At 70.3% G+C, this 21,746-nt stretch carries 24 protein-coding genes; 9 read left to right on the forward strand and 15 right to left on the reverse strand.

All coding sequences use genetic code 11. The annotated features are described in order from the left end of the window. Positions 1 to 44: 44 nt before the first annotated feature. On the forward strand, positions 45 to 2,402 hold the full coding sequence (locus ACIP9H_RS35195; protein ID WP_401963102.1) for a M4 family metallopeptidase: 2,358 nt from the start codon (positions 45 to 47) through the stop codon (positions 2,400 to 2,402). Between the two features lie 78 nt (positions 2,403 to 2,480). Here the strand turns inward: ACIP9H_RS35195 and ACIP9H_RS35200 are convergent, their stop codons facing one another. From ACIP9H_RS35200 to ACIP9H_RS35225, 6 genes are all read right to left on the reverse strand, one after another. Further along, complete coding sequence (locus tag ACIP9H_RS35200) at positions 2,481 to 3,101, reverse strand: hypothetical protein (protein WP_401963104.1); 621 nt, start codon at positions 3,099 to 3,101, stop codon at positions 2,481 to 2,483. Beyond that, complete coding sequence (locus ACIP9H_RS35205) at positions 3,098 to 3,676, reverse strand: RNA polymerase sigma factor (RefSeq protein ID WP_401963105.1); 579 nt, start codon at positions 3,674 to 3,676, stop codon at positions 3,098 to 3,100. Before ACIP9H_RS35205 ends, ACIP9H_RS35200 begins: the two co-directional genes overlap by 4 nt. 193 nt (positions 3,677 to 3,869) lie before the next feature. Beyond that, on the reverse strand, positions 3,870 to 4,538 hold the full coding sequence (locus ACIP9H_RS35210; RefSeq protein WP_401592615.1) for a nucleotidyl transferase AbiEii/AbiGii toxin family protein: 669 nt from the start codon (positions 4,536 to 4,538) through the stop codon (positions 3,870 to 3,872). A 5-nt stretch (positions 4,539 to 4,543) separates the two neighbouring features. Continuing rightward, entirely contained in the window at positions 4,544 to 4,936 is a 393-nt protein-coding gene (locus tag ACIP9H_RS35215) for a hypothetical protein (RefSeq protein WP_401592613.1), read from the reverse strand. 132 nt (positions 4,937 to 5,068) lie between these two features. After that, positions 5,069 to 5,377, reverse strand: a complete 309-nt coding sequence (locus ACIP9H_RS35220; RefSeq protein WP_401963107.1) for a hypothetical protein — start codon at positions 5,375 to 5,377, stop codon at positions 5,069 to 5,071. Positions 5,378 to 5,435: 58 nt separating this feature from the next. Then, a complete protein-coding gene (locus tag ACIP9H_RS35225) occupies positions 5,436 to 5,816 on the reverse strand; it encodes a hypothetical protein (protein ID WP_401963109.1) in 381 nt (126 codons plus the stop codon). Between the two features lie 182 nt (positions 5,817 to 5,998). Between ACIP9H_RS35225 and ACIP9H_RS35230 the strand changes: the two genes are divergently transcribed. Next, on the forward strand, positions 5,999 to 6,352 hold the full coding sequence (locus tag ACIP9H_RS35230) for a DUF3099 domain-containing protein (protein ID WP_401592607.1): 354 nt from the start codon (positions 5,999 to 6,001) through the stop codon (positions 6,350 to 6,352). A 393-nt stretch (positions 6,353 to 6,745) separates the two neighbouring features. Here ACIP9H_RS35230 and ACIP9H_RS35235 read toward each other — a convergent pair whose 3' ends face one another. The 3 genes from ACIP9H_RS35235 to ACIP9H_RS35245 all read right to left on the reverse strand — a co-directional run bounded on the left by ACIP9H_RS35235 (position 6,746) and on the right by ACIP9H_RS35245 (position 8,591). Beyond that, the gene (locus ACIP9H_RS35235; protein ID WP_401963111.1) at positions 6,746 to 7,306 is read right to left on the reverse strand and encodes a helix-turn-helix domain-containing protein; all 561 of its coding nucleotides are present in this window, start codon (positions 7,304 to 7,306) and stop codon (positions 6,746 to 6,748) included. Positions 7,307 to 7,629: 323 nt separating this feature from the next. Further along, the gene (locus ACIP9H_RS35240; RefSeq protein WP_401591107.1) at positions 7,630 to 7,842 is read right to left on the reverse strand and encodes a DUF4287 domain-containing protein; all 213 of its coding nucleotides are present in this window, start codon (positions 7,840 to 7,842) and stop codon (positions 7,630 to 7,632) included. Positions 7,843 to 7,916: 74 nt separating this feature from the next. Next, entirely contained in the window at positions 7,917 to 8,591 is a 675-nt protein-coding gene (locus tag ACIP9H_RS35245) for a DUF998 domain-containing protein (protein WP_401591104.1), read from the reverse strand. Positions 8,592 to 8,693: 102 nt separating this feature from the next. Between ACIP9H_RS35245 and ACIP9H_RS35250 the strand changes: the two genes are divergently transcribed. Next, positions 8,694 to 9,314 (forward strand): TetR/AcrR family transcriptional regulator, encoded by a 621-nt coding sequence (locus ACIP9H_RS35250; RefSeq protein ID WP_401591101.1) that lies wholly within the window; start codon positions 8,694 to 8,696, stop codon positions 9,312 to 9,314. 184 nt (positions 9,315 to 9,498) lie between these two features. On the opposite strand, the gene ACIP9H_RS35255 is transcribed toward ACIP9H_RS35250, so the two are convergent. After that, a complete protein-coding gene (locus tag ACIP9H_RS35255) occupies positions 9,499 to 10,101 on the reverse strand; it encodes a hypothetical protein (protein WP_401963114.1) in 603 nt (200 codons plus the stop codon). A 332-nt stretch (positions 10,102 to 10,433) separates the two neighbouring features. On the opposite strand from ACIP9H_RS35255, the gene ACIP9H_RS35260 reads away from it, so the two are divergent. Continuing rightward, the gene (locus ACIP9H_RS35260) at positions 10,434 to 10,808 is read left to right on the forward strand and encodes a hypothetical protein (protein ID WP_401591097.1); all 375 of its coding nucleotides are present in this window, start codon (positions 10,434 to 10,436) and stop codon (positions 10,806 to 10,808) included. 185 nt (positions 10,809 to 10,993) lie between these two features. Here the strand turns inward: ACIP9H_RS35260 and ACIP9H_RS35265 are convergent, their stop codons facing one another. Beyond that, positions 10,994 to 11,887 (reverse strand): NADP-dependent oxidoreductase, encoded by an 894-nt coding sequence (locus tag ACIP9H_RS35265; protein ID WP_401591125.1) that lies wholly within the window; start codon positions 11,885 to 11,887, stop codon positions 10,994 to 10,996. Positions 11,888 to 12,288: 401 nt separating this feature from the next. Here ACIP9H_RS35265 and ACIP9H_RS35270 point away from each other — a divergent pair, with 401 nt between their 5' ends. From ACIP9H_RS35270 to ACIP9H_RS35280, 3 genes are all read left to right on the forward strand, one after another. Continuing rightward, the gene (locus ACIP9H_RS35270; RefSeq protein ID WP_401591094.1) at positions 12,289 to 12,735 is read left to right on the forward strand and encodes a hypothetical protein; all 447 of its coding nucleotides are present in this window, start codon (positions 12,289 to 12,291) and stop codon (positions 12,733 to 12,735) included. A gap of 35 nt (positions 12,736 to 12,770) precedes the next feature. Next, complete coding sequence (locus tag ACIP9H_RS35275) at positions 12,771 to 13,334, forward strand: hypothetical protein (RefSeq protein WP_401591091.1); 564 nt, start codon at positions 12,771 to 12,773, stop codon at positions 13,332 to 13,334. A 137-nt stretch (positions 13,335 to 13,471) separates the two neighbouring features. Then, positions 13,472 to 14,629 carry a nucleotide disphospho-sugar-binding domain-containing protein gene (locus ACIP9H_RS35280; protein ID WP_401591088.1) on the forward strand — a complete coding sequence of 386 codons (1,158 nt, stop codon included), beginning with the start codon at positions 13,472 to 13,474 and terminating at the stop codon, positions 14,627 to 14,629. Positions 14,630 to 14,655: 26 nt separating this feature from the next. Here the strand turns inward: ACIP9H_RS35280 and sigJ are convergent, their stop codons facing one another. Next, positions 14,656 to 15,594, reverse strand: coding sequence for an RNA polymerase sigma factor SigJ (gene sigJ / locus ACIP9H_RS35285; RefSeq protein WP_401591085.1), 939 nt, complete (start codon positions 15,592 to 15,594; stop codon positions 14,656 to 14,658). Positions 15,595 to 15,758: 164 nt separating this feature from the next. Here sigJ and ACIP9H_RS35290 point away from each other — a divergent pair, with 164 nt between their 5' ends. Then, positions 15,759 to 16,838: a nuclear transport factor 2 family protein gene (locus ACIP9H_RS35290; protein ID WP_401591082.1), complete on the forward strand. Its 1,080-nt coding sequence runs from the start codon at positions 15,759 to 15,761 to the stop codon at positions 16,836 to 16,838. Between the two features lie 41 nt (positions 16,839 to 16,879). On the opposite strand, the gene ACIP9H_RS35295 is transcribed toward ACIP9H_RS35290, so the two are convergent. Further along, the gene (locus ACIP9H_RS35295) at positions 16,880 to 17,929 is read right to left on the reverse strand and encodes an aldo/keto reductase (protein ID WP_401591080.1); all 1,050 of its coding nucleotides are present in this window, start codon (positions 17,927 to 17,929) and stop codon (positions 16,880 to 16,882) included. 118 nt (positions 17,930 to 18,047) lie between these two features. Here ACIP9H_RS35295 and ACIP9H_RS35300 point away from each other — a divergent pair, with 118 nt between their 5' ends. Continuing rightward, the gene (locus tag ACIP9H_RS35300) at positions 18,048 to 18,599 is read left to right on the forward strand and encodes a TetR/AcrR family transcriptional regulator (RefSeq protein ID WP_401591077.1); all 552 of its coding nucleotides are present in this window, start codon (positions 18,048 to 18,050) and stop codon (positions 18,597 to 18,599) included. A gap of 14 nt (positions 18,600 to 18,613) precedes the next feature. On the opposite strand, the gene ACIP9H_RS35305 is transcribed toward ACIP9H_RS35300, so the two are convergent. Both ACIP9H_RS35305 and ACIP9H_RS35310 read right to left on the reverse strand, forming a co-directional pair. Beyond that, positions 18,614 to 20,737 carry a SpoIIE family protein phosphatase gene (locus ACIP9H_RS35305; RefSeq protein ID WP_401591074.1) on the reverse strand — a complete coding sequence of 708 codons (2,124 nt, stop codon included), beginning with the start codon at positions 20,735 to 20,737 and terminating at the stop codon, positions 18,614 to 18,616. A gap of 106 nt (positions 20,738 to 20,843) precedes the next feature. Further along, the gene (locus ACIP9H_RS35310; protein WP_401591071.1) at positions 20,844 to 21,671 is read right to left on the reverse strand and encodes a universal stress protein; all 828 of its coding nucleotides are present in this window, start codon (positions 21,669 to 21,671) and stop codon (positions 20,844 to 20,846) included. Positions 21,672 to 21,746 lie beyond the last annotated feature (75 nt).

The raw sequence follows: 21,746 nt of genomic DNA on the forward strand, positions 1-21,746 counted from the left end.
CCCCTCCCCCGGCCCCCTCCGGCCGGGCGCAAGGAGCTGCACCAGTGACGCACAACCCCCCTGTCACGGGCGCCACTTCGCCACGGACCTCGCCCCCTCCGCGCCGCACGACCGCCGTCCTCGCGGCGCTCGCCCTGGCCGCCGCCCTCGCCACCGCCCTCCCGGCGGCCGGCGCCGTCGCCGCCCCCCGGGCCGCGGACGACGCCGCGCACCGGCCCGCACCGCCCCGGATATCCGCGACCGCCCGGGCCGGCGCCGCGCCGCTGCGGCTCTCCACCGCGCAGCACGCCGCACTCCTGGACGATGCCGCCGGCGCGAGCGCCGGCACCGCACGCGCGCTGCGGCTCGGCAGCGGCGAGAAACTGGTGCCGAAGGACGTCGTCAAGGACGCCGACGGCACCGTGCACACCCGCTACGAGCGCACGTACCGCGGACTCCCCGTCATCGGCGGCGACTTGGTCGTGCACCAGCAGGGCGCCACCCGCACCGCCACCGAACCCACCGGCCGCATATCCCTCCCCACGACGGTCGCCTCCGTGCCGGCCGCCACGGCGAGGAAGTCCGCGCTGGCCTCGGTCAAGGAGGAGGGGAACGACAAGGCCAAGGCCACCGCCGCACCCCGCCTGGTGGTCTGGGCCGGCGGCAAGGGCAAGCCCCGGCTCGCCTGGCAGTCGGTCGTCACCGGCGTCCAGGACGACGGCACCCCGAGCAGCGTCCAGGTGCTCACCGACGCCGCGACCGGCGAGGAACTGCAGCACGCGGAGCAGATCAACGCGGGTACCGGGCAGAGCCAGTACAGCGGCCGGGTGCAGATCGGCACCGTACGCAACGGCGACCACTACGAGCTGACCGACCCGCAGCGCGGCGGCCACAGCACCTACGACCTGACGGGCGTCGGCGGCAACGGCACCCTCGTCACGGACACCGACGACCAGTGGGGCGACGGCACGACGGCCGACCGCCAGACGGCCGCCGTCGACGCCGCCTACGGCCAGCGCAAGACCTGGGACTTCTACCACGACATGTACGGCCGCAACGGCATCGCCGACAACGGTGCCGGCTCGTACTCCCGCGTCCACTACGGCACCAACTACGCCAACGCCTTCTGGGACGACGGCTGCTTCTGCATGACGTACGGCGACGGCCTGGACAACGCCCACCCGCTGACCGAACTCGACATCGCCGCACACGAGATGACGCACGGCGTGACCGCCGCGACGGCCGGACTGATCTACGAGGGCGAGTCCGGCGGTCTCAACGAGGCCACCAGCGACATCATGGCCACGGCCGTGGAGTTCTACGCCAACAACCCGTCGGACACCCCGGACTACACCCTGGGCGAGCTCGCCGACGTCCGCGGCACCGGCAAGCCGCTGCGCTACATGGACCAGCCCTCCAAGGACGCCGACCCGGTCAAGGGCACGTCCCAGGACTACTGGACCCCGCAGACCAAGGACCTGAACGTCCACAACAGTTCGGGCGTCGCGAACCACTTCTTCTACCTGCTGTCCGAGGGCAGCGGCAAGAAGACGATCAACGGCGTCGCCTACGACAGCCCCACCTACGACGGCAAGCCCGTCGCGGGCCTCGGGCTGCACAACGCCACCAACGTCTGGTACCGGGCGCTGACCCGCTACATGACCAGCACCACGGACTACGCCGCCGCCCGGGTGGCCACCCTTCAGGCCGCCGCGGACCTCTTCGGCAAGTCAAGCGACGCGTACGAGACGGTGGGCAACGCCTGGGCCGCGGTGAACGTCGGTCCGCGCTTCGTCAACCACATCGCCGTGGTGCCGCCGTCCACCCGGAACTCGGCGGTGGGCGTCCCGGTCAGCCGGCAGATCGTGGCGGCCACCAGCCGTCCGGGCGCCCTGACGTACTCGGCGGCCAACCTGCCCACCGGCCTGTCCATCAACCGTACGACGGGCCTGATCACGGGCACGCCGACGGCCGCGGGCACCTTCGCGGCGGTCGTCACGATTCGCACCTCGGCGGCGGAGACCCTGCCGGTGCCGTGGACGTGGACCGTCCTGGCCTCGGGCGGCAGCCACTTCGTCAACCCCGACCGGTACGACATCGGGCCGTGGGCGACCACGGAGTCACCGATCACCGTCACGGGCCGGCAGGGCAACGCCTCCGCCTCGGTCAAGGTCGGTGTCGACGTGTACAAGGGGTGGATCGGCGGGCAGATCATCTGGCTGGTGGCGCCGGACGGCACCGCGTTCCTGGTGAAGGACTTCGTCTGGGACACCGGCAACGAGCTGCACGCCACGTACACCGTCGACGCCTCGACCGTGACGGCCAACGGCACCTGGAAGCTGCGGATCCAGGACAACACCCCGTCCTTCCCGGGCAACGCCGCCGTGCCGGGCTACCTGGACGACTGGAGCCTGGACTTCTGACAGTCCTCCGCTCCGCCGCATGCCGTCGCACCCCGGTTCATGGGGGTGCGACGGCACGCGCACGGCAACCGGCGCTCGTCAGCCGGCGTACGCCTGCTCGTACAGGCCCCGCAGCTGCGGAGTGGCCTCCGCCGTCGCGCCGCACAGGCTGACGCGGCCGTCGTCCGCGGTGACCAGGTAGTGGTGGCCGACGGCGAACTCCGCTCCGTTGAGGAGCTGGGCCAGGTTCGCGTCACTGGTGAGCCCGACGGTGGTGGGGCCGGTGCCCCGGTACCAGTGGTCCACCCGGAGTTCGACACGGTCGCCCTTGACCGAGGTCGCCGTGCCTTCGAACGCGGTCTTGAAACCGCGCAGGAGGTCGACGCTCACCGGGGCGCACTTCCCGGCAGGCGCGTCCGGGACGGCCAGGGTCAGAGCGGGGGCCGACGGGGCCGACGGGGTCGCCGCGGCCGACGGCTCGGTCTCCTGGGAGGTCACACCCCAGGCGAGTCCTCCGACCACGACGAGCAGGGCCGCACCCACCGCGACGGGCAGGAAACGTCGGCGGGACGTGCCCGCGGCAGGGGGCGTGGTCGGGGAAACACGGGTGTCGGCGGTCACAGTGGCCTCCAGGAGACGCTTGGGATCGGGGGAAGGCGCCGCGGATGTCCGTGCCGGGTCGATGGCCCGCATCCGGGCCAGCAGTTCCTCGTCGTTCACCGACGGCTCCCTTCTTCATCCGTCCTGTGTCCGGCCCGAGCGGGATTCTTTCGCTCGAGGCGAGCGGCGAGCTTCTTCTTCGCCCGGTGCAACCGGATGCTCGCGGCGTTGGCGGTCAGCCCGGTGACCTGCGCGATCGCGCTCGGCGCCAGTCCCTCCCAGGCCCACAACCGGACGACCTCGCGGTCGAGCGCCCCCAGCGTGCCCAGTGCGTGATGCAGTTCCAGGTGCTCCGCCTCCACCTCGCGCGGTGGCTCCTCCGCCTGCGTCAGCCGCTCCACCAGCCGCAGCCGGCGCCCCTCGGCCCGGCGCGCGTTGGCCAGACAGCCCCGCGCGACGCCGTAGCACCAGGGCAGCACCTCGTCGGACTCGACGGGACCGTCCCCGCCGAGCCCCGGCACATCCTCCAGCCGGCGCCACAGGACGAGCATCGTCTCCGCGAGCACGTCATCGACCACGGCGGCGTCCGCCCGCCGCCGCAAGTACCGGTGCAGCGGCTCCGCCACCACACCCAACAACGCCTCGAATCGAGCCTCCCGCACCCGGGACGGCTCCTGCACCAGCCTCAATTCCACACCTTCACCTGTCCGGCACCGCCCGCTCCCTTTCACCCTCGGCCGGACAAACTCCCGCCGGCGCGGAAACCTCGGATGCCGCCCGGCATCCCGACCGCCGAGGACCTGATCCTCGCAGGTCACGGCAGCGCTGACCGACCGGGTCGGTCTCGGGGCGCCGCCAGCATGTCTGCGGCCAGGCCTTTCGCGGCCTTCAGTCGGCGTCGGGGTTGTCGGACTCCGCGAGAAGCCGGGCCGCCAGCTCGTCGGCCCACTGCACGGCCCAGGAGCGCAGCGCGGTAATCGTGGAGTCGTCGAGGCCGTAGGCGGCGAACGCTTCGTCGTCGGTCCACTCGGCGCCGGCGAGGTTGGCCTGGAGATCTTCTCGTTCGAAGCGGCCCCGGGCGTGTCGGCGGCCGAACTCCTCCAAGTCGGTGGTGGACCAGCGTCGGGAGGCGGCGAAGACGTCGATCAGGTCCCGGGGGGCACCTCGGTCGCCGAGGGCGCGGACCTTGGTGCCGATCACGTCTTCCTCGGCGAGGACGGGCCCGTAGGGGCTGTGGGTGATGGGTCGCCAGAAGTTTTCCTTCAGGATGTCGACCTCGCACTCCTGCCCCGTTGCGGGGTCGGACACGGTGAAGCGTGCAGAGAGCGGAGCGATCTCCAGCGACTGCACGTGCCAGCCCTGTTCTTCCAGGCCGGCGCGGAGTGTGGTGGCGATGTCAGCCATGGGAGCCGGGTTCTGCGTGGCGACATCGAGGTCTTGGCTGGGGCGGTCGACCAAACGGTGGGCGCGCACGGCATAGCCACCGGTGAGCACCAGCGGGTAGGGGGAACCAAGAGCGATGACATCGGCCAGGAGCCGCGCGTGCAGCTCCGGCATGTCCGTCACGCTGCGGCCCGGGCACGGGCGGCGAGCTGGGGGAACGCCTCCTCCCACACGGCGCGCACTGTGCGTCCGACCAGGCCGCGCAAAACAGGCCACATCTGGAGGAGCAGGTCCCTGTTGAGGTACTGGGGCAGGTCGTCGTGCAGTCCTTCGTGCAGGACAGTGCGGTAGAGGCCCATGCGCTGGCGGGGCTTTTCCAAATCGTAAGAGGTCATCCCCGACCAGGCGACGTGCAGCGGCAGATCCACGATCCCGTGGGCAGGCCCGCGCAGCTCGTCCAGCGAGGCCGGAAGGCGCCGCCGAAACTTCTCCCGGTACAGTGCCAGGTCCTCGGCGTACAAGCCTGACTGGTCTGCGGTCCCCGGGACCGAGGGCTGCGAGCTGGCTGCCATACCCCCATTATGACCGCGGGACGACAGTGGCGAGGCAGAACCCCACCGGGTGCGACAGGTCGAGGGTGCCAACGGTCGCCCCACGGCCGAGGGCTGGGTCGGACGGCAGTCGGGTCCGGCGTCCACGTCCGATCACAGCCAACCGGCCCAGCCGAACGTCAGGAGGTAGGCGCGCGTGACTGCGGCCCGGCCGCGGCGCCCGCCACCGACAACCGCGACAAGGGCCACGGTGAACGAGCACGCGACCGCTCCGCCGACGCACAGAGCCCAAGCGGCGCCGCCGACGGCAGCGAAAAAGGCCACGATGAAGACCGCTATGACGAGCCCGGCATGGGCACCGCCGATGCTCACGCGAAACATCTCGCGCACGACGCGACGGCCCTCTGCGAGAACCCGCTCGTACGCGTTCAGCTCTCGCCCCGGACCGTCCTGCTCCTCCATATCCCCCTCCACGGGCCCCTCTCAACACGTCCTGGCCAAGCTGAGTCCGACCGAGCTATCAGCTCGGCACAGTGGTTCGAAAGAGAGCGAGAAGCGCGCGACCCGGGATGCTTTCAGGGTCGAAACTCTGGATGCCCTGCTCCTCGGGTGGCACGCCTGGCCCCCGCAGACGTGCACCTTGGCAGTGGAAGCAGAAGGCGATCTCGAAGAGGAGCTCCTTGTCGCCGTGGGCCCGGATGCCCCAGCCAGGAACAAAGCAGCGGTACCGTTCCCCCGGGGGCAGCTCAGCGATCAGCGCCAGAGCCTCCCGAACCTGGTCCGCTTCCCACAGCGCGGTGTCCTCACCGGTCAGGTCGTCGGAGAGGGGGCTGTGCATGGCCTCGGTGATGCGCACGACCTCGATCATTTCCGTCTGCGCGCTGACGGCGGGAAGCAGCATGTGGGCAGCATCGCCGATCACCCGCCGCGCAGTCCATGGCTTGGTGCCCCAACGAAGGGGCAGGTTCGGCGGGCGATGTCACATCGCGGGCGCCTCGTCTGTCTCATTGGTGGAAGAACCACGGCGTGCCGTGGACGGTGCCGGAACCGGGTGGTTCCGACGTATCGATCGAGTGGTGGAACGTGACACGGAAGCACAGCGACGACCAGGTCTTCCGGATCACCGGGGCCGCAGCCGGGCTTTCGGACGACGTACGCGCCAGGCAGCGCCGATACATCATCTCGATGTCGATCCGGACGGTGTCGTTCGTCCTCGCCGTCGTGCTCTGGCAGGTCTCCACTCCCCTGGCCTGGATCACGCTGGTCCTGGGGCTGGTACTGCCCTACATCGAGGTCGTCGTGGCCAACGCCGGGCGGGAGAACGCTCGTGGGCTGCCCCGAACCCACATCGCACCGCCGGAACGGCCGGCCCTCGGGCCCGGCGAGACATCGCTCCCATCGGAACGGGCCCCTGGAACCCGCCAACCGGTGCAGTAGACGGACCGCAAGCACGCTCACGCAAGGCGGTCAGAGCCACCATGGGCCGGACGCGATCGGCAGTCACGGCCTTGCTGGCGTCATGCAGTCGGACCGCGATCAAAACGTCGTTTCTGATGGCGGACCGCTGGCCGCTTGAAACGGGTGGCCTGCTTGAAGGACTGCTCGGTACGGTGACGCGGTGTGCTTCTACGCCATGACCTACTACAAGCTGCACTACGCGTGTGTCTCGTGCCGTGTCAGCTTCAAGCAGCATGCCTGTCCGCAGCGGAAGCACCTGTGCCCGAACTGTTCTCAGCCCCTCATTTGCGCTGGTCACGACTTCGCTCCGCCGCCCAGGCGTGATGTCCGCAGTTGGTCTGTGGTGGCGGCGGTGTTGGGTGAAGGACTTCGCTACGAAGGGTTGTCGGTCTGCGGGTGTGGCAAGGAACCCAAGTACCGCCCGCGGACACGCGCTGAACTGCGCGTCCGTCGGACCCTTGCCGCGAGGGACGGGCTGCCGTTGTCAGAGACGCTGTCCCGACCGGACCCTCTGACCCCGCTGACGGACTGATCTCGTGGCTCAGCGTGCGAAGCGGCAGTGTCCGATGAGGGCTGCCGCAAGGCCCGAAAGCCCGAACACTGCCAAAGGCCGGCGTAGAGGCCCATGATGCGGGCGACTTTGGTGCGGAAGTCGGGGTCGCGAATGAAGATCCATGAGTGGTACTGCTGGGGCTTGAGCGCGTCCCGCTTGAGCCAGCGGCGCACGGTGGAGGCCGAGACCGCCTCCACGATCCCCCGGTCGACAGCCTCACGTGCCAGTTCCGGGCAGGACCAGCGGGACAGCGGTATGCCTGGCTCGGCAGGTAACTGGCAGGCCAGCGCATTGACTTCGGCGGTCTGCAGCGGGGGGAAACGCGGCGGCCTCCCGGAACGCTCACGGTCCTCAGGGGCCGGAAGACCGCCAGCGGTCAACCGGCCCCGTCACGTGCGCACCGTGTCCACGTGCAGGCCCGACTCACTGGCGATCCGCGCGTTGGAGCGTCCGCGTGCCGCACGCAGCACAAGGTCCGCGCGCATCCGGGCCTGGTGGGGAGTCTTGCGGCCGTAGGCCGTCTTCTTCAGCCGCTGCCTCTGCGAGGCTGTCGGTGATGTCGGGCAGGCGAAGGCAACAGGCAAGGCAGGCAGGCCGATCAGTAGAGGTGGATCTCGCCGCCCCTTGCCGCAGCGCCGCAGCCGCAGCCGCAGCCGCAACCGTATTGCGGGCTTGAACGGGTCCGGCGGTGCGGATGCCCGGATTACTTACCGCTGCCCTCGGCGAGGGTGTGTGCGACAAGCGCGTTGGCGTGGCCGTGGCCGAGTCCGTGCTCGGTCTTGAGCCAGGTGACGAGTTCCGTGTGCTTGGTCAGGGGCGAGGAGCGGATGAGGTCCTTCCAGTCCGTGATCGGGCGGCCGTACTTCTTCTCGATCGACGGGAAGTAGCTGGCGGGGCCCTTCACCAGTCCGGTCATTGCGGTGTCCTGTCTCTCTTGTGGTCATCTTGATGGTTGTCTTGGTTGCGGCGGCGACGCGTGGACGGGTGCTGTTACTTCTGTGCTGCGGGGAGGGTCGTCATCAGCCGGGCGGTGACGGCCGTGAGCCAGAGGAGGCCGAGTCCGGCTCCGGCGGTGAAGGCCGGCACGGTGGCGGAGGAGCCGGCGAATCCGGCCAGGATCCCCAGCGGTACCAGGCGTGAGCTCACGGCCCATCCCCGTTCCCGGTGCGTGGCGAAGTACCCGGCCAGGACGAGGAATGCCGCGGACAGCGCGAGGAAGCCCACCATGGCGCTGAGCATGTGGGCGGCGCCGTGCCAGCTCAGGGAGGCGGCGGGAGCTTGGGGGGCACCGGCGGGGAACCCCGCCCCCGGGTCCGCGGTGAACACGGCGGCGAGGGCGAACGAGACGCCGAACACATGGATCAGGCGCGGTGCCCAGGTGCCGGCGGGTGCGCCGTCCAGTGCGCGGCGGATCCCGGCCGCACCTGCGGCGGCCAGCAAGCCGGTCAGTAGGAAGCTGGTCACCTGGATCCAGCCGAGATCGCCCAGGCTGAGCTGACTGATCGCGTTGCGGGTGAAGTCGAAGCCGTCGCGGGTGAGCCCCTGGACCGCGCCGAGGCCCAGGAACAGTGGACCTGCCGTGACGCCGCCTGCCAGCAGAACCCGCGTCGTCGGCCGTGCCGACGCCGAGCGGGCCGTGACCGGGACGCCAATGGTCTGTGTCATGCGATTCCCCCATGGATAGAACTAGACGGTGTGGTACTCGTTGGAGCCGGGCGCTAGATTAGTCACATACAAACTGGACTGTCCAGTACCGAAGGGTGGGCGATGGAAGCGAGCGAGCAAGGCCGGTCTGCGCGCAAGCACAAGGCGATCCTGGACGCCGCAACCGAGGCGTTCATGGCCAAGGGGTACTCCGGGACCAGCATGGACGACATCGCGAAGCAGGCCGCAGTCTCCAAGCAAACCGTCTACAAGCACTTCTCGGACAAGGAGAAGCTGTTCGCCGAGATCGTCCTGGCCACGACGGACCGGGTCGACGCCATGGTCGATCTGGTGGCCGACATCCCGGCCGACGCCGAGGCACTGGAGGAGAACCTGACCCGCCTGGCCCGCCACTTCCTGACCGCACTCACCCAGCCCCAGGTACTCCAGCTGCGGCGCCTGATCATCGCCAACGCCGACACCTTCCCCGAGCTCGGCGCCACTTGGTACAGGCAGGGCTTCGAACGCGTCCTCGCCACCCTGGCGGCCACCTTCCAACGCCTCGCCGACCACGGTCTCCTCCGCGTTACCGACGCACATCTGGCCGCTCACCACTTCACCGGGCTTCTTCTGTGGATCCCCGTGAACAAGGCCATGTTCCACGGCAGCCCCCAGCACACGCAGAGCGAACTCGACCGCTATGCGGACGCGGGCGTCCGGGCCTTCACCGCTGCCTACCGCTGACCCTCCGGCGACACGCACCAAGTCGCCCCCGGGCACACCGGGAGAAACACTGAACGATTTCTCCCGGCTCTTCGCAAACCGGTTCCTCCTGGTGGACCCCGGGAACTTGCACAAAATCGCCGACAGGTCCACCCCCGAAGGACTTCCGGAGCAAACCAATAAGACCTGCCTATAGGAGGGTCGTCTAGCTCAAGAAGGCCTTCCAGAAGGGGACGGTCGCCTTCGGGTTCCAGCTCTCCCAGTCCCGCTCGTAATCCTCGTTGAACTCGTGCTCGATGTATTCGGCCAGGTCGCTGCCGTAGAAGATGATGTCGGTGCCCCAGATGGACAGGAGCGGGTGCCCGTAGCCTTCGCGGCCCGCCGGAAGGAACCGGTGTGCGTACACGGGGGCCAGTCGAGGCACTGTTGCCAGGTGCCGTTCGGCAACGGCCCGTGCGACCTGCGGCTCTGTGGGCCGCTCACCCCATCCCCGGTGCCAGTAGCGGTGCTCCACCTCGCGCAATATGCCCTCGGTCGGCCATGCGACATGGGCTCGCAGCTCGGCAGGATCGCCGTTGCGCCAGTCGGGCCAGGGATTGTCCCAGGTCGCGCCTTCCTGGGGCGGTGAGCCGACCGGCAGGCCGGCGGCGAGGAAGGCACGGTGTTCATCGGAGAATTGGAAACCGTATTGCGCTTCCACGCGCTCGAACTCATCATCGGTGAGCCCCGGTTCCATCTCGCAGCAGTCGGCCTGCTTCAGGCGACGGGCGGCTTCGGCCCCGAGTCGGGCCGCCTTGATGTTGATCACGATGGAACCGTAGTGCCCGTTCCGGCCCGGGCCCAACCGGTTTATCTGGGACCGGGCAAGCAAGAGGCGCGACCGGAGGCCGCACCTATTGCCGACTACGCCCGCGGCGGCGTATTCCTGACGCCAGCCATAAGGCATTCGTGCAGTAGCGAAAAGGCTGCGACCGCGTTCCGTTACGGGCACCCGGAGCGGCCCGGGGAGAGCACTGTCACAGGCGTTCCGTAGAGTGGCCGTTCGTGAGGCCTTCTCGTGAATAGCCGGGATATCGAGAAGGCCTCACGCGGATGTCCACGAAAGAAGGGGAAGGTGAAGGAGCGTTAATGAGCCGCACTATGTTCATCCTCGTGTACGAGAACGGTGAGCCAAAGCCTCTGGACATGGATCTCCTGAAGGAGATCCTGAAGCCGTACGTCGTCGCGGCCGACGAGGATTTCCAGGATGTGCTGATCCAACTCGCTGATGGCTATCAAGCGGAGCTGGACATCAACGAGGTCTGTATCGGCATCAGCCGTTTCCCTCCCGGTCATTTCTTCGATGTGCTGGCCGAGTTGGTGGATCGTCTCGGGGCGACCGTGATCCCTATGGACCGGCCGACGATCCTGCGCAGGGAGGAGGACCGCTCCAGGCTGCCCCCCGAGGGCCGAGAGGATTCTGCAGTCGTCCGGATGACCGGACGGGCCATGGAGGCATTCATCAGCGGGGGCTGACCACCCTCGTGAGGTGCAGACCGGCACAGCGGTCAGCCCGGTTCTGCCTACCTGCCGAAGTCACGCGGTTGCGTCCGGATTGCGCCGCGGCTTCCGGCCGGGAGCCGGGCGGTCGGCCACCCGGTTCATCAGCCGACGGCGCCCCGGTCGGCCCCCCATCCGGGCACCTGGAGTGTCGGCCGGCCTCAGGGGACGAGCACGATCCGTCCCGGCAGATTGCCTTCCGCCAGCCGTGCGTGTGCCTCGGCCGCGTCGTGCAGGGGGTACGTCCGTGCCACACGGGCCAGCAGCACCCCCTCTTCCGCGAGGTGGGACAGCTCCGTGAGCAGGGCACCGTCGGCTCGGACGCTCAGAGCCTCGACGCGTATCCCGCGTTCGGGGTGCGGCTCCGAGCCGGGCCACAGGCCGGCATAGGCGCCGTCGTCGCGGACGGCGGCGAGTGCGTCCGCTCCCAGCCGTGCGGCGTCGAGCACGCCGTCGAAGGCGGCCGCCTCCGGGGTCTGCCCTCGGGCCAGGAAATGGTCGGCGCCGCGGGAGAGGAGGAATTCCTCGGAGGCCGCGGAGTCGATCCCGGTGACCTTAAGCCCCTGCCGGTGCGCGAGTTCCACGGTGTGGGCCCCGACGCCTCCGGCCGCTCCGGTGACCAGCAGGCTCTGCCCAGGAGCCAGGGCGAGCAGTTCCAGCGCCTGGGCGGCGGTCGTTGTGTTCAGCGGGAGCGTCGCCGCGTGGACGTCGTCGAGGGAAGTGGGGGCCGGCGCAAGGGTGTCGGTGTGCAGGACGACGAAGTCGGCGTGGGTGCCGAGCGGCTTGTGATGGCCCGTGGCCAGGGCGATGACACGGTCGCCAGCGGTCCAGGGGGTGCCGGGGCCGGCAGCGTCGACGGTTCCGGCAACGTCGAAGCCCAGGCCGATGTTCGCCTCGCCGCCGAAGACGCCCGAGCGCATGGCCGCGTCCACCGGGTTGAGCGCGGCCGCCTTCACCTTGATCCGCACCTGCCCCGGGCCCGGCACGGGCACCGGGTGTTCGGTGATCTCGACTGCGTCAGGGCCGCCGAAGCGGGGGACGGTGACGGCACGCATAAGCATGGTGTTCTCCTGAGAAGGGGTGACGACGTGGTGCAGGTCAGCCGGAGCCGACAGGGAAATCGCCATAGGGCAGTTCCCTTTGTGCGCCTATGACGCGATTCCTCACGTTTAGCGCGCAACCCCATGATGAGTCAGCATGACGGGGGCTGCAAAAGGCACACGCGTGTGCGCAACGCCCTGGTCAGGCGGACCGCCCACCCGGAGCTGCCGCCACGGCTCGAGGACGCACTGACCGGTTCGGGCACCACCCTCGATCAAGCCCGCTACGACGAGCCGGCGCGCACCGGCAGGCAACTGCCCCTCCCCGCACACGCGGAACCGTTTCGGCGGGTGCTGTGTCCTCCTTCGCAAGAAGGCGGTTCCACGCCGCGGAACCGCCTGCGAAGGGGGTGGCCATGGGACAGGTACGCGAGGGGGCGCGGTTCGGCGTATGGGCCGTCGCCGCGGTGGTCTTCCTGGCGCTGCTGTGGGGGATCGGGACGTTCGCCTTCGGCGGTGCGGGGTGGATGACAGCTCCGTTCCGCGGCAAGGCGGAGGAGCGCAACAACACCGTCGGCTCAGGCGTGTTCATCCAGACCACGTACGAGGAGTTCTTCGACCTGTGCGAGGCCGTGCAGAACGCCGAAGGGACGATCCAAGTGCTCCAGGAGGAGCGCAAGTCCGCCTCGCCGACGCGCGCGACCCAGATCGACCAGTCGATCACCGCGCTGAAGACCACGCGGATCGAGTCGGTCAACGACTACAACTCCAAGGCCGCCCAGGAGCACCGCGCGCCTTTCCGCGACAAGAACCTCCCCTACCGGCTGGATGTCGCCGCCAAGCACACGACGTGCACCGACTGATCCCCCCACTCACCCCGGGAAGAGGGCAGCACCGCATGAAGAAGTTCGCACGCATGCTCCTGGCCGCCGTCGTCGTGCTCGCCGCAGGCTTCGCGCTGAGCTCCTGCACCGACTCCAGCCAGGACAAGGAGAACAGGGCCAAGCAGGACAACTACGACCACCTCGTCGCCGAGCAGCCGGCGGGCCGCATGGAGTACTCGCCGACCCGTGACGCGATCAACCAGTGGGTCAAGACATGGGGGCAGCGCGGGAAGCTCTCCTACGTCTACATCCAGAACGCCAACGGCCAGTACGGGTACTTCATCATGAAGGGCCTGCCGGTTCCGCGCTGCAAGATGCTCACCCCGACGGAGCGGGTCGAGTCCACCTCCAACGGCGTGGCGGTCCTCGCGCAACCGGGCATGGACGGCACGTACACCACGGGTTCCACCTGCAACGCCTACTACGGCTTCGACGCCACGACGAACGCGTACATGGAGTTCACCGTCGGCACGAACCAGTCGTTCTTCCTGTTCGACAAGCCCATGACGATGCCGGAGTACGCCAGCGCCAAGCAGCTGGGGCCGACCTCGGTCAAGGACGTCAAGCAGCAGCGCTGAGCAACCTCGCGGGGCTCGCACCAGCGACCTTTCCCGGCTGTACTTGTCCCGGCAAGTAATCCAGATATGCTTGTACCTGCAATCAATCCGGTCCGGGCGGCACGCGGTGCGGCCGGGCTCGTGGCACAAGCACACAGGTGATCTGGATATCCATGCGCGTCCTCATGTTCAACAACCCGCTGACCGGCCACTTCCTCCCCCTGTTGCCGCTCGCCTGGGCGCTGCGGAAGCAGGGGCACGCCGTTGCCTTCGTCTCCGCGCCCGCCATGGCGGGCGCGGTCGGGGCCGAGGGCTTTGAGCTGATCCCCGCCGGTCCGAGCGTCGACGTGACCGTCGCCGAGGTGGGCCGCCGCACCGGCGCCGACATGATGACCGCACCGTCGCCGGCGCTCGTCGGCGAGTTCTTCGCCGGGGTACGCATCGACCTCTCCGCCGACGAAGCGCTCGCGGGAGCGCGCGCCTGGGAACCGGACCTGGTCGTGTCGGAACACTGCGACTTCGTGGGGCCGCTCGTCGCCACCGTGTTGAAGGTGCCGTCCGCCGTGATGGGCATCGACCCGGCGCTGGAGCCCGAGGTGCTGGACGCCCTCGCCGCCACCGCGCACTCCCGTTATGTCGAGCGGGGTCTGGAGGCGCCGGCCCAGGCACCCGCAGGCCGCTGGCTCCTCGACCTGTGCCCGCCCGGCCTGCAGCGCGACGGTGCGCTGCCGGCCCTCGAACGCATCGCGCTGCGGCCCGAACCCCACCAGGGCCCCGAAGGCACGCCGCGGGCGGCCAGGACGCCGGGGACCGGGCGGCCCCGCGTGCTCGTCAGCCTCAGCACCGCCCGCGGCGCGGCTCCCACGCTCGGTCCGCTGCTCCGGTCGCTGAGCGCCCTCGACGTCGACCTGGTCGCCACGTCCAGCGGTGTCCCGGTCGACGACCTCGGGCTGGAGCCGGGCCGGGTCGAGCTGGTCACCTTCCTGCCCGCGGCGGAACTGCTCGACGGTGTGTCCGCCGTCGTGCACCACGGTGGTTCCGGAACGACCTTCGGGGCGGCGGCCCGCGGCATCCCCGCCGTCGTGGTCCCCGACACCGCGGGGCAGCAGCGCCAGGCCTTCCGGCTCCAGGCGGCAGGTGCGGGCCTGGCCCTGCCGATCGGCGAGCAGGACCCGGACGCCGTCGCCGCCGCGGTCGGCCGGCTGCTCGCCGAGCCCGGCTTCACCGCTGCCGCGCAGCGCCTCCGTGACGAGATCGAGGCGATGCCGACGGCCTCGGAGGTCGCCGAACGCCTCACCGTCTCCGTCATGGCGTAGCGGGCGCCGCGCGCGAGCGTCGCCGCTCAGTCGGTGCGCCACGGGCGGAGCTTCTCGGGGTTCCGTACCGCCCAGATGTGCCTGATCCGGTCGCCCGCGAACGCGAACGCGAACACCGTCGCGATGGCTCCGTCCTGCTCCGCCACCAGGCCGGGCACGCCGTTGACCGTGCACTCCACGAACGTCGTGCGGTCGCCCGACACACGGGCGATCTCGGCGTAGGCACGGGCGATCCGCTCACCGCCGACGATCGCGCGCAGGTGGGTGACGGCCAGCCCGCCGCCGTCGGCGGTCGCGGTGGCGTCCGGGTCGAGCAGGCCGATCAGGGCCTCGATGTCCTTGGCCTCCCACGCCGTCCTGAACCGCCTGACGATGTCCGCCTGCCCGGCGCTCGGGCCCGCGGACGGCCGGGCCGTACGGATGCGGCGGCGGGCGGACGAGGCCAGTTGGCGGCATGCCGCCGCGCTTCGGCCGAGGATCTCCGCGACCTCGCCGAAGGGGTAGCGGAAGACGTCGTGCAGGACGAACGCGACGCGCTCGGCCGGGGTCATCGCGTCGAGGACGACCAGGAAGGCCATCGTCACCGACTCGTCGAGGGTGACCCGGTCGGCCGGGTCGGTCCCGCCCGCGCCGGAGCGCCCGGTGATCCACTCCGCGGGCTCGGGCAGCGGTTCGGGGATCCAGTCGCCGACGTAGGTCTCCCGTCTGGCCCGCGCCGAACGCAGCATGTTCAGGCAGATGCGGCCGGCGACCGTCATCAGCCAGGCGCCGGGCGTCTCGATGGCCTGCTGCTCGCGCGGGGACATGGCGTACCAGCGGGCGTAGGTCTCCTGCACGACGTCCTCGGCGTCGGCGAGGGAACCCAGCAGCCGATAGCCGAGGTTGATCAGCCGCCGCCGCTCGCTCATGATCGCGCCGAGGCCCGGATCGGCCCGGTCGTCGCCGGGTTCGGCTGTGGTGGTCATGGTCCGGCCTTCTCCCTCGCTCGTCTCTGCGCCACTACCCGGTACGACGAAACAGCCCGCCGGAATGTGAGGCGGGCGCGACCTCACATTCCTGAGGGCTGCACTGTCGTACCGGTCAGGACGGCAGGACGGCAGGACGACAACGAGGCTGAAGGGGAACGCCGATGAACGACTTCCAGGCCATCGCGGACCGGGTCGAGATCGAGGCGCTGCGCGGCGAGTTCACCGACGCGGCGATGATGCGCGACCGGCCGCGGCTGGCAGCGCTGTTCACACCGGACGGTGTCCTGCGCATGCCCAACATCCCCGCCGAGTTCCGCGGCCGCGAGGAGATCCGTGCCGGGGGCGAGCGGCTGCAGAGCCAGTGGGACTTCTTCGTGCAGACCACGCATCCCGGCACGATCCGACTCGACGGGGACACGGCGACCGGCCGCGCCTCCATCCAGGAGCTCGCGCGTACCCTGGACGGCCGCCAGGGTCTCAACTACGCCATTTACCACGACCGTTACGAGCGCACCGCGGAGGGCTGGAGGTTCGCCGAGCGGGTCTACGAGATCAGGTACCTCGACACCTCCCCGCTGGCCGGCACGGCACCCCGTGCGGCGCGGGACTCCGGGACCGTACCGGCTCCGACCGCCTCCTTCACGGACCCGGCTCCGGCGGAGCTACTGGAGCGGGTCGCGGCCGCGCTGCGTGCCAACGGTTTCGCCGCCGAGGTCCTCGACGACGTCGCGGCCGCGCGTGTCCGCGTCAAGGACCTGGTCCCCGAGGGTTCCAGCGTGCTCACCGGCGCCAGCGAGACCCTGCGGTTGTCCGGCATCGACGAGGACCTCAACACCGGCGGCCGGTACGACGCCGTCAGGCCGCGTGTCCTGGCCCTGGACCGCGCGACCCGCGCCGACGAGATCCGCAAGCTGCTCGCCGGCCCCGATGTCGTCGTCAACAGCGTCGCCGCGGTCACCGAGACCGGCTCGCTCGTGCTCGCCTCGGGCAGCGGCAGTCAGCTCCCGGCCAACGCCGGCGGCGCCGCGCACGCGATCTGGATCGTCGGCGCCCAGAAGGTGGTGCCGGACCTGGAGACGGCGCTGCGCCGCGTCGAGGAGCACGCGCTCCCGCTGGAGAACGCCCGTGCCCAGGCGGTGTACGGGATGCCCAGCGCCATCAGCCGGCTGCTCGTGCTCAACGCGGAACCGCGCCCGGGACGCGGCACCGTGCTTCTTCTGCGGGAGGCCGTCGGATTCTGATCCGGCGCGGCCGTTCGTCCTCCCGGGAGTGCGACCCGGCGTCAGATGTTGTCGTAGCCGGGGATGCGGGCCTTGATGCGCTCGAGTTCGCGTGCGTCCGAGACGCCCTGGAAGTCGTGACGGGGCGTGTAGGGGGCTTCCAGCCGGCGGGCCTGCTCGTCGGTCAGGTCGAGGTCGAGGGAGGCGACGGCGTCGTCGATCTGCTGCGTCGTACGGGCGCCGACGACCGGGGCCGCGACGACGGGGTTGCGGCGCAGCCAGGCCAGGGCGACCTGGGCGCGGGACACCCCGTGGGCCTCGGCGACGGCGCCGACCTCGTCGATGACGGCGCGGTCGCTGTCGGCGGTGGCTTTGTAGAGCAGGTCGGCGTAGGCGCCGTCGGTCGCGGCGCGCTCACCGGCGTTCGCCTGGTCGAAGGGGCGGGCGAGACGGCCGCGGGCCAGGGGGCTCCAGATCATGGTGGCGACACCCTCGTCGGCGCAGAGCGGGAGCATTTCGCGTTCCTCCTCGCGGGCGAGCAGGTTGTAGTGGTCCTGCATGGTGACGAACCGGGCCCAGCCGTTGCGCTCCTGGAGGTGCAGGGCCTTGGCGAACTGCCAGGCGTACATGGAGGACGCGCCGAGGTAGCGGGCCTTCCCGGCCCTCACGACGTCGTCGAGGGCCTCCAGGGTCTCCTCCAGCGGAGTGTCGTTGTCGAAGCGGTGAATCATGTACACGTCCACGTAGTCGGTGCCGAGGCGGCGCAGGCTGTGGTCGATCTCCGTCATGATCGCCTTGCGGGACAGGCCGCCGCTGTTGGGGCTGCCCGGACGCATGGTGTGGCGGACCTTGGTGGTGACGACGACGTCGTCGCGGTTCGCGAAGTCCCGCAGGGCGCGCCCGAGTATCTCCTCGCTGGAGCCGTAGGAGTACAGGTTGGCGGTGTCGAAGAAGTTGATGCCGGCCTCGAGGGCGTGCTTGACGAGGGGGCGGGCGGCCTCCTCGTCGAGGGACCAGACGGGGTGGCCGCGGTCGGGTTCGCCGTAGGTCATGGCGCCGATGGCGACCGGGGTGACGTCGAGGCCGGTGCGGCCGAGCTTGATGCAGCGCACGGGGAGGCTCCTACAATGAGGGAGGAAGAGAACCGGAGATCTCTCCGATTGATGCCCGCGACGCTACCGGAGACCTCTCCGGATCGCAAACAGCACTGCCCGCACGCCTGGAGGACCCGTGCCCGACCCCGCGACGCAACGCTCCGACGCCCGGAAGAACCGGCAGGTGATCCTCCAGGTCGCCCACGACGTACTCGCCGAGTCCCCGGACGCCTCGCTCAACTCGATCGCCAAGCGCGCGGGCATCGGACCGGGCACGCTCTACCGGCACTTCCCCACACGTGAGGCGCTGATCCTGGAGGTCTACCAGCACGACATCGGCCGCCTGGTCGACTCCGTCGCCGATGTGCTGGCCGCCCACGCCCCGCTCGACGCGCTGCGGCAGTGGTTCACCAGCCTCACCGCGTATGTGCGCATCAAGCACGACCTCGGCGAGGCACTGCACTCCGCCGCCGCACAGCAGGTCGTCAGCGACTCGTGGCCCCCCGTCACCGCCGCCGTCGGACAACTCCTCGACGCGTGCGAACGCGCCGGCGAGGTGCGCCCCGGCATCGACCCCACCGACGTGATCATGCTGATGAGCTGTCTGTGGCGCACACCGGACAGCCCCCACGGCGCGGCCCAGGCGCAGCGCCTCATGGAACTGGCCATCGGCGGCCTGCGCCCCTGATCCCGGCGAGCAGCTCAGCGCGTGACGGCGATGAGCAGGAGTGCGATGTCGTCGGTGCCCGGCACCGTCTCCAAGGCGTGGTGGAGAAGGACGTCGGCGAGGCGGTCCACGTCCTGGTCCCCTGCCGAGGTGAGGTGGCGCGCGAGCTCGGCGGTGGTGTGCTCGATGTCGGCGCCCGGCACTTCGACCAGGCCGTCGGTGTACAGGACCAGCACCGTTCCCGGCGGCAGCGGGACGTCGGTGGTGGGGTATTCGGCTTCCGTGGTGATACCGAGCAGCAGCCCGGGCGCGATGTGCAGGACCTCGGTGCGGCCGTCGGGGTGCCGGATCAGGGGTGGGAGGTGCCCTGCCGTGGCCACGCGGGCGCAGTGGCCCGCCAGGTCGAGGTCGGCGTACAGGCAGCTGGTGAACAGGCCCGCGTTGAGATCGGCCATGAGGCGGTTGGTGCGGGTGAGGACTTCGCCCGGGGAGGTGCGGGCGGTGGCATGCGCGTGGACGGCCGTACGCACTTGTCCCATGAGGGCCGCGGCCTGGATGTTGTGGCCCTGCACGTCGCCGATGACGGCGGCCGCGCCGTTGGCGTCGCAGCTGATGACGTCGTAGAAGTCACCGCCGATGTCGGTGCCGTGGCCGGCGGGCAGGTAGCGGGCGGCGATCCGCAGGCCGGGGATGACGGGCAGGTCCTGGGGAAGCAGGCCGGTCTGCAGGGTGCGGGCGAGTTGGTGTTTGACGTCGTAGAGGCGGGCGCGGTCCAGGGCCTGTGCGATCAGGTCGGCCAACGAGGTGAGGATGGTTCGTTCGGCCAGGGAGAAGGAGCGGGGCCGGTCGTAGGAGAGCACCAGCAGGCCGGTGGGCCTTCCGGAAGCGATGAGGGGCAGGAACGCCCACGCGTCGCGGTCGCTGTAGCGGGGAGCCTGCGGATAGGCACGCTGAAAGTCGGCGAAGCTGGTGAAGAAGGTCGGGGTCTGTGCCGTCACCACCCGGGCGGCGGGGGTGGGACCGGACAGCGGCTCGCCGTCGAAGCGGGCCATGAACGCATCTGTGTATCCGCGGTGGCCGGCGATGCGCAGGCGACCGTCCTCGACCATCATCAGCCCGAGCCCTTGAGCCTCGAATGCGGGTACCAGCTGGGCGGTGACGCGGTCGACGACGTCCTTCACCCCGGCGGCCTCGGTCAGGGCCGCCGCGAGATACATCAGCTGATACAAGGACAATGCCCCGAGGGCGCCGCGCCCATCGGAAGAGCCCGTTTCGTCGCCCGGCTCGACGGCACCGTCCGCCACGGCTGTCAAGCGAACGCTGACGCCGGTGGCCCCGGGATAGAGCTGGAATGAGATCCGCTGGTCAGGTGGCCGGAGCGCGGTGAACCCGGTCGGTCTCCGGCTCATCTGCGCCGTCCGGTAGCGGTCCTCGAACGTCGGCTCGCTCAGCCACAGCAGCCGCTCCCAGGGGCGGGATCCCAGCAGGTCCGCGACCCCCGCACCCAGGAGTTCACCGGCCGCGGCGTTGAGGAAGCGGATCCGGCCGTCCAGGTCCAGCGCCAGGCAGCCCACCGGCAGGCGGTCCGTGAAGTCGTACGCGGCCAGCGCCTCGGCCCGGCTCGGCGTCCGCGGACGGTTCGGCCCCAGGACCACCGGCTGTGCGCCCGGCAGCAGCGGATACCCGTGCCGAGCGGCCTCCTCCAGCACCCGTGTCGCCCCGCGGCAGAAGTCCTCGATCGCCTCACGCTCGCGCTGGTCGAGCTCCGGGGGGTGCCAGGCCGGCCACACCAGGCACACGCCGCCCCACACCGCATCGTCGCCGGTGAAGGGTGCGGCCGCCACGACCGTTTCGTAAGGGGCCACCAGCCCGATCCGGGGATACCGCCGGGCCATGTCGTGGGGGCTGCCCACCCAGACCGGGGAACGCTCCCTCACCGCCTCCGACAGCGGAGTCGCATCGTCGATCCCGATCCGCGCCCACAGGGCGGCTATCCGCCGGGACATCCCGGACAGCGCCACCAGCTGAAGCGCGTGTTCCCCCGGCGGCAGTACGTACAGCATGCCGACGGCCGCGTCGACGCCCCGCACCAGACCGCCGAACAGCCCGGTGAGCCGGCCCAGACCCGGCGTAGGCCGCCGCACATCATGTCGCTGCACACGCTCACCCCGTCGCAAGCTCGCGTCCTCACCCGCACTCCGCGACTCCGCGAGCCCCCGCCCGCTGGGCCCGGACTGCCCGCCGGGAGCGCGACGTGCCAGGCGCCTACCCGGTTCCGCGGACGACAGCCACGGGAGAGTGGGCGTGCTGAAGCAGGGCCTGGCTCACCGAACCCAGGAGCAACCCCCTGAATCCGCCCATGCCCCGCGAGCCGACGACCGTGAGCGACGCCGTCCTGCCGGCGTCGATCAGTGCCTCGCGGGGGTCGCCGTGCACCACCGCGTGCCGCACCGGGACGTCGGGACGGCTCTGCCGGTGCCCCGCGAGTACCGCGGTTGTATCCATGCTCTCGTCCGCCGTGCCGGGTCGGCCCTTGTGCGCGTGCAGGGCGACGAGTTCCGCTCCGCGCAGCTCCGCCTCGGCAAAGGCGAAGTCGACCGCCTTGGCTCCGGCGGGGGATCCGTCGACGCCCAGCACGACCGGCCCTGACGGGGCCGGTTGCTCCCGCACCACCATCACCGGACACTGTCCGTGAGCGGCCAGGAACACCGCCGTCGAGCCCAGCAGCATCCCGATGAACCCACCCGTGCCCCGGGGTCCGACGACCACGAGATCCGCGGTACGCGACTGCAGTTCCAGGACCGACACCGCATCCCCCTGCAGCACGGTCCCCGTGACATTCACCTGGGGCGCAGTGCGCCTGGCGAGCTCCACCGACTCGCGGACCACGCGCTCGGCCGCGTCCTGGAACACGGTCGCCGGCGGTCCCAGAGGGGAGGGATCCATGGGCACGTGCGCCGGCATGGGCGGCGGCACAAGCGCATGCACCACGCGCAGCTCCGCGCGGCGCGACAGGGCTTCCCGGGCAGCTTCCGCCACTGCCGCGGAACTGAACTCCGAACCGTCGACTCCTGCCACGATCACACCGCCCACCGGCCTTCTCACCTCCGTGGATGTCAAGCGTGCAGGGCGTTTCCGCGCGAGTTGCCGGGAGGCGGCACGCGGGTG

Origin of the sequence: Streptomyces sp. NPDC088732, assembly GCF_044751205.1 — a bacterium.
In the GTDB taxonomy this organism is placed as follows: Bacteria; Actinomycetota; Actinomycetes; order Streptomycetales; family Streptomycetaceae; genus Actinacidiphila.

Bases quoted from the DNA above. Each gene is read 5' to 3' on its own strand.
- ACIP9H_RS35250 (WP_401591101.1), top strand. From the start codon at position 8,694: ATGGAAGCGAGCGAGCAAGGCCGGTCTGCGCGCAAGCACAAGGCGATC.
- ACIP9H_RS35270 (WP_401591094.1), top strand. From the start codon at position 12,289: ATGGGACAGGTACGCGAGGGGGCGCGGTTCGGCGTATGGGCCGTCGCC.
- ACIP9H_RS35240 (WP_401591107.1), bottom strand. From the start codon at position 7,842: ATGACCGGACTGGTGAAGGGCCCCGCCAGCTACTTCCCGTCGATCGAG.
- sigJ (WP_401591085.1), bottom strand. From the start codon at position 15,594: ATGACCACCACAGCCGAACCCGGCGACGACCGGGCCGATCCGGGCCTC.
- ACIP9H_RS35265 (WP_401591125.1), bottom strand. From the start codon at position 11,887: ATGCGTGCCGTCACCGTCCCCCGCTTCGGCGGCCCTGACGCAGTCGAG.
- ACIP9H_RS35215 (WP_401592613.1), bottom strand. From the start codon at position 4,936: ATGGCAGCCAGCTCGCAGCCCTCGGTCCCGGGGACCGCAGACCAGTCA.
- ACIP9H_RS35210 (WP_401592615.1), bottom strand. From the start codon at position 4,538: ATGCCGGAGCTGCACGCGCGGCTCCTGGCCGATGTCATCGCTCTTGGT.
- ACIP9H_RS35290 (WP_401591082.1), top strand. From the start codon at position 15,759: ATGAACGACTTCCAGGCCATCGCGGACCGGGTCGAGATCGAGGCGCTG.
- ACIP9H_RS35260 (WP_401591097.1), top strand. From the start codon at position 10,434: ATGTTCATCCTCGTGTACGAGAACGGTGAGCCAAAGCCTCTGGACATG.
- ACIP9H_RS35220 (WP_401963107.1), bottom strand. From the start codon at position 5,377: ATGGAGGAGCAGGACGGTCCGGGGCGAGAGCTGAACGCGTACGAGCGG.
- ACIP9H_RS35225 (WP_401963109.1), bottom strand. From the start codon at position 5,816: ATGCTGCTTCCCGCCGTCAGCGCGCAGACGGAAATGATCGAGGTCGTG.
- ACIP9H_RS35275 (WP_401591091.1), top strand. From the start codon at position 12,771: ATGAAGAAGTTCGCACGCATGCTCCTGGCCGCCGTCGTCGTGCTCGCC.
- ACIP9H_RS35245 (WP_401591104.1), bottom strand. From the start codon at position 8,591: ATGACACAGACCATTGGCGTCCCGGTCACGGCCCGCTCGGCGTCGGCA.